This window comes from Dactylosporangium sp. NPDC049140 (genome assembly GCF_040648435.1).
In genome coordinates, this window is record NZ_JBEZDS010000121.1 from 1 (window position 1) to 6,535 (window position 6,535).

Sequence of the window (6,535 nt, forward strand, 5' to 3'; positions counted from 1 at the left end):
TGGCTGAGGCGGGTGTGTCGGTTCTGGTCGGCACGGCGGATGCGATCGGTGATCTGCCGGTGGGCCGGTTGCGGACCGTGCTGCTGGACGACCCGCTGTTGCAGGCCATGCCCGACACCGTGCCGGGCACGGCGGTGTCGCATCTGGACCGGGTCGCGTACGTGATGTTCACCTCCGGCTCCACCGGCCGTCCCAAGGCTGTGCAGGTGACCCACCGCGGCCTGCTCAACTACGTCACTGGTGTGCCGTCCCGGCTGGGCATCGGCGAACCGGGCCGGTCCTACGCACTGTTGCAGCCGCCGACCACCGACTTCGGGAACACGATGCTGTTCACCGCATTGACGACCGGTGGGTGTCTGCATTTCGTGGACCCGGCGATCGTGACCGATCCGGACCTGGTCGATGCCTACCTGACTGAGCATGCGATCGACTACGTGAAGATCGTCCCGTCGCACCTGATGGGTCTGGGAGTCTCCCGGGTCCGGCCGGCCCGGGCGTTGATCCTCGGTGGTGAGGCCACCCCCGTCGAGGTGGCACGGGAACTGGTCGGTCGTGCCGCCAACCATTACGGGCCGACGGAGACGACGGTTGGTGTGGCGACTGTGCGGCTCACGGATGAGGTGTTGCACGGTGCGGTGGTGCCGATCGGTTCGCCACTGCCGAACATCCGCCTGCACGTGCTGGACCGGTCGTTGCGGCCGGTGCCGGTCGGTGTGCACGGTGAATTGTATGTGGGTGGCGCGGGGCTGGCCCGCGGGTATCGGGGCCGGCCGGAGCTGACCGCGGAACGGTTCGTTGCCGCACCCGGTGGGGAGCGGCTGTATCGGACCGGGGATGTTGTTCTGCGCCGTCCGGACGGGCTGATTGCGTTCCTCGGCCGTGCCGACGATCAGGTCAAGGTCCGCGGGTATCGGATCGAGCCCGGCGAGGTCCGGGCGGCGCTGCTCGCGCACCCGGCTGTCACGGCCGCGGTTGTGGTGGCTGATGGGCAGCGGCTGGTCGGGTATCTGGTGCCCTCTGATGAGATGCCGTCGGTTGGCTCTCTACGGGCGTTCCTGGCCGGCCGGCTGCCGGAGCACATGATCCCGGCCGTGTTCGTCGAACTCACCGCCATCCCGCTGACCGCGAATGGGAAGCTCGACCGGGCGGCGCTCCCCGCGCCGGATCAGAGCCGGCCTGAGCTCGGCGGTGGGTTTGTGGCGCCGCGCACGTCCGTTGAGGAACGGCTCGCGGCGATCTGGGGCGACGTGCTCGGGGTCGACCGTGTCGGGGTGCACGACAACTTCTTCGAACTCGGCGGCCACTCGTTGCTCGCGACCCAGGTGGTGTCGCGGATCAGGGCCGTGTTCGACGCCGAGCTGCCCGTCGCCGCCTTGTTCGACGAACCGACGATCGCCGGCCTGGCGATCGCGGTTGAAGGGGCTGTGCCGGGTATCGGTGGGGCGCCCATCGTGCCCGTGAGCCGGGATGAACCGCTGCCGTTGTCGTTCTCGCAGCAGCGGCTCTGGGTTCTGGCGCAGCTCGAGCCGGACTCGACCGACTACAACACGCCCGTGCCCATCCACCTGGCCGGTGATCTCGACGTCGACGCGCTCGCGGCCGCGCTCGGGGGGCTGGCCGAACGGCACGAGGTACTGCGGACGCGGCTCGTGGCCGGGGTGGACGGGGTGCCGTACCAGGTGATCGATCCTGCCGTGGCGTTTGACCTTCCGGTCGTTGACCTCACCCGGGAGGCCGATCCCGCCGCGGCGGCCGAGGCGTGGCTCGACCGGGACCGGCGGGTGCCGTTCGACCTGGCCGCCGGGCCGCTGTTCCGGGCTTCGCTGCTGCGGCTGGGCGAGCACGAGCACATCCTCGCCATCGCCAAGCATCACGTGGTCAGCGACGAGTGGTCCGCACAGATTCTGCGCCGTGAACTCGCCGTGCTGTACACGGCGGCACGCGACGGGGTGCCGGCCGAACTGCCGCCGCTGCCCGTGCAGTACGCCGACTTCGCCGTCTGGCAGCGCCAGTGGCTCACCGGCGACGTCCTCGACGCGCAGCTCGGCTTCTGGCGCGAGCGGCTCGCCGGCGCGCCCACGCTCGAGCTGCCCACCGACCGGCCGCGCCCGGCCGTGCGGGCCGTCGGGGCCGGGCGGCACGACTTCCGCATCCCCGCGGACCTCGCCGACGGGCTGCGTGCGCTGTCGCGCGACACGGGCGCGTCGATGTTCATGACCACGTTCGCGGCCTTCACCGCGCTGCTCGGCCGGTACTCCGGGCAGGACGACATCGTCGTCGGCACGCCGATCGCCGGGCGCAACCGGGCCGAGACCGAGGGGCTCATCGGGTTCTTCATCAACAGCCTCGTGCTGCGCACGGACGTGTCCGGCGACCCGACGTTCGCCGAGCTGCTCGGCCGGGTCCGCACGGGCACGCTCGAGGCGTACGCGCACCAGGATCTGCCGTTCGAGCAGCTCGTCGACCTGCTCGGCGTGCACCGTGAGCGCTCCCGGTCGCCGCTGTACCAGGTGCTGTTCAACTACTACACGGCCGAAGACGACGAGGACGGGAGCGCCGACGGGGCGCAGACCGCCCTCGAGGGCGTGGTCGGCGGCATGGACCTGCGGCTCATCCTGGCGGAGGAGGCCGGCGGGCTGACGGGCACGATCGAGTACAGCAGCCAGCTTTTCGACCATGACCGGATCGAGCGGCTCGCGCGGCACTTCGTCGGGCTCGCCGCCGCGGCCGCCGGGGACCGTGACTGCCGGCTGTCGAGCCTGCCGCTGCTCACCGGCGCCGAGCGCGCCGCCGTGCGTTCGTGGGGCGCGCCGACCGCCCGCACGGCCGGGGCCGAGCTCGTCCCGGCGCTGATCGCCGGCTGGGCCGCCGCGACCCCCGGCGCGGAGGCGGTCCGCTTCGGCGAGCGCACGATGTCGTACGCCGAGCTGACCGCCGCGGCCAACCGGCTCGCCCACCACCTGCGTTCCGTCGGCGTCGGCCCCGAGGTGGTCGTCGGCATCTGCCTGCCCCGCGGCGCCGAGTTCGTCACCGCCGTGCTCGCCGTGTGGCAGGCGGGCGGCGCGTACTTGCCGCTCGACCCGGAGTACCCCATCAATCGCTTGTCTTTGATGCTCGCCGACGGGGGCGTCGGCGTGGTCGTCGGCACCGAGGACAGCATCGACGTGCTGCCGGTCGGCCGGGTCCGAACGATCGTCGTGCTCGACGACCCGGTGACCGAGGCGCTCGTCGCGGCCCAGCCGGTCGAGGCGCCCGATCGCCCGGCCCGGCCCGATCACGTCGCGTACGTGCTGTTCACGTCCGGCTCGACCGGCCGTCCCAAGGGTGTGCAGGTGACGCACCGCGGGATGATGAGTCTGGTCACCGGGCAGCGTGCGCTGTACGGCCTCGGCGCCGGCGACGGCGTGCTGCAGTTCGCCTCGTTCGGCTTCGACGCGTCCGTGGCCGACCTGTGCCTCGCGCTCGCCGCCGGCGGCCGGCTGGTCATCGCCGACGAGCACCACCGTGACGACCCGGCCGCGCTCGCCGCGCTCGTGCGGGCCGAGGGCGTACACATGGCGACCCTGCCGCCGTCGCTGCTCGCCACGCTGAACCCGGAGGACCTCGACGGGCTCCGGATCCTCGTGAGCGCCGGCGAGCCGCTCGACGGCCGGGTCGCCGCCGCATGGTCGCGGTACCGGCTCGTGAACGGTTACGGCCCGACCGAGGCGGCCGTGTGCGCCTCAGCCGGTGATGTCGACGGCACGGCGGCCCGCCCACCGATCGGCGTGCCGTTCGGTGGGTCGCGGTTGCTGGTCGTGGACCGGTTCCTGAACGAGGTACCGGTCGGCGTGGCCGGCGAGCTGTACGTCGGCGGTCCCGGGCTCGCCCGCGGGTATCGGGGGCGACCGGACCTGACGGCCGAGCGGTTCGTGGCCGGGCCGGACGGCGGCCGCTGGTACCGGACCGGGGATGTCGTGCGCTGGCGCTCCGACGGGCGGCTGGAGTTCGTGGGCCGGGCCGACGAGCAGGTGAAGGTCCGCGGGTTCCGGATCGAGCCGGGCGAGATCGAGCACGTGCTGCGCGGCCACACCGGCGTCGGTGACGTCGTCGTCGTCGCCGACGGCGAGGACGCGACCCGCCGTTTGGTGGCCTATGTCGTACCCGTTGATGCGGGAGGAATGCCGCCCGCGGAGTCGTTGCGTGCGCACGCGCAGATCGGGCTCCCGGAGTACATGGTGCCGACCGTGTTCGTCGAACTCGCCGCGCTGCCGCTGAACCGCAACGGCAAGGTCGACCGCGCCGCGCTGCCGCCGCTCGACGGGCTGCCGCTGGCTTCGGCGGCCGAGTACGTGCCGCCGGCCGGACCCGTGCAGCGGCGCCTGGCCGACATCTGGGCCGAGGTGCTCGACGTGGAACGGGTCGGCGCGCACGACGACTTCTTCAGCCTCGGCGGGCACTCGCTGCTGGCGACGCTGGTCATGTCCCGCGTGCGGGCCGTCTTCGGCGTCGACGTCGCCGTGGCCGTACTGTTCGACGCGCCGACAGTCGCCGAGCTGGCCGAGGCCGTCGGCGCGGCCTCCGCCCAGGCCGACGCGGCGCCACCGATCGTGCCGGTTTCGCGGGAGCAGCGGCTGCCGTTGTCGTTCGCGCAGCAGCGGCTGTGGTTCCTGGCCCAGCTGGACCCGGCGTCGCCCGAGTACAACCTCCCGGCACGCATCCGGCTCGTCGGCGACCTGGACGTGCCCGCACTGGTCGCGGCGTTGCGCGGCCTCGTGGAGCGGCACGAGGTGTTGCGCACGCGGCTGGTGGCGGGCGATGACGGTGTACCGGTGCAGGTGGTCGAAACGCCATTCGCCTTCGACGTGCCGGTCCTCGACATGCCCGCCGAGGACGCCGAGGCGTGGCTGGCCGCGGACGCCGCGGTGCCGTTCGACCTCGCGGCGGGCTGGCTGTGGCGGGCGACGCTGCTGCGGATCGCGGCCGACGAACACGTTCTGGCGCTGACGATGCACCACGCCGTGGGCGACGAGTGGTCGGCGGGGATTCTCCGGCGCGAGCTCGACGCGCTCTACCGCGGCGAGGAGCTGGCTCCGCTGCCCTTGCAGTACGCGGACTTCGCCGTCTGGCAGCGGCAATGGCTCACTGGAGGCGTCCTGGAACGGCAGCTCGACTTCTGGCGCGACCGTCTTGATGGCGCGCCCGTGCTGGAGCTGCCGACGGATCGTCCTCGGCCGGCGTTGCGGTCGAGTGTCGGTGCGGTGATGGAGTTTGCGGTGCCGGCTGAGGTGGCGTCGGGTCTGCGTGCGGTGGCCCGTGACGCTGGGGCGTCGATGTTCATGACGGTGTTTGCGGCGTTCAATGTGCTGTTGTCGCGGTACGCCGGTCAGGATGATGTCGTCGTTGGTACGCCGATCGCGAACCGGAACCGTGCGGAGGTTGAGGGGCTGATCGGGTTCTTCGTGAACACGTTGGTGTTGCGCACGGACTTGTCCGGTGATCCGACGTTCGCGGAGTTGGTGGGCCGGGTGCGGGCTGGGACGTTGGATGCGTATGCGCATCAGGATGTGCCGTTCGAGCATTTGGTGGATGCGCTGGGGGTGGACCGGGATCGCTCCCGGACGCCGCTGTTCCAGGTGCTGTTCAACTATGCGAACGGGGATGACGAGGAGCGGGAGATCGATTCGGCGCCGCGGCCGGCAGCAGTGAAGGCCGACCTGTCGGTGGCGGTGGTCGAGGCTGGAGCCGAGTTGGTCGGGGCCGTGCAGTTCAGCACGGCGTTGTTCGATGAGGCGCGGATGGTGCGGTTGGTTGGGCATTTCCAGCAGGTGTTGGCGGCGGTGGCTGGGGATGCGGGTTGTCGTCTGTCGGAGGTGCCGTTGCTGACTGGGGTGGAGGTGGCGGAGTTGGCACGGTGGAATGACACGGTGACCGTGCTACCCCCGGTGGAGACGGTGCTGGATTTGATCGGGTCCCGGGATCCGGCTGGGACGGCGGTCCGTGCCGGCGACACGGTGTTGACGTATGGCGAGTTGTGGCAGCGGTCGGCGGATGTGGCCGGTTATCTGTTGGGTTCGGGTGTCGGCCCGGAGTCGGTGGTTGGGCTGCGGTTCGGCCGGGGTGTGGAGTTTGTGGTGGCGGTGCTGGGAGTGTGGCGGGCTGGTGCGGCGTATCTGCCGTTGGATCCGTCGTATCCGGCGGAGCGGCTTGATTTTATGGTGGCTGATGCTGGTGCGGTGCTGGTTCTCGAGCCCGGGACTGTCGTGCCGCGGTTTGAGGGTGTGTTGCCGGTGGTGCGGGGTGGGCAGGCGGCGTATGTGATTTACACGTCTGGGTCGACGGGTGTGCCGAAGGGTGTGTTGGTGCAGCACGCGGGTGTTGTGAATCTGGTGTCGCAGTTGGGTCCGGTGCTGGGTGCGGGTGGTGTGGTGTTGCAGTTTGCGTCGTTCTCGTTCGATGCCGCGGTGTTTGACCTGGCTGCGGTGTTGTCGGCGGGTGGGACGTTGGTGGTGGCCACGGAGGAGGAGCGGGGGGCGCCGGCGGTGTTGCTGGCCCG

At 71.1% G+C, this 6,535-nt stretch carries 1 protein-coding gene; it reads left to right on the forward strand.

Annotation, left to right across the window (positions count from 1 at the left end; all coding sequences use genetic code 11):
- Positions 1-14 precede the first annotated feature (14 nt).
- Positions 15-6,535 (forward strand): amino acid adenylation domain-containing protein (locus AB0B76_RS58470; RefSeq protein ID WP_360394984.1); only part of this gene is annotated, 6,521 nt, incomplete at its 3' end.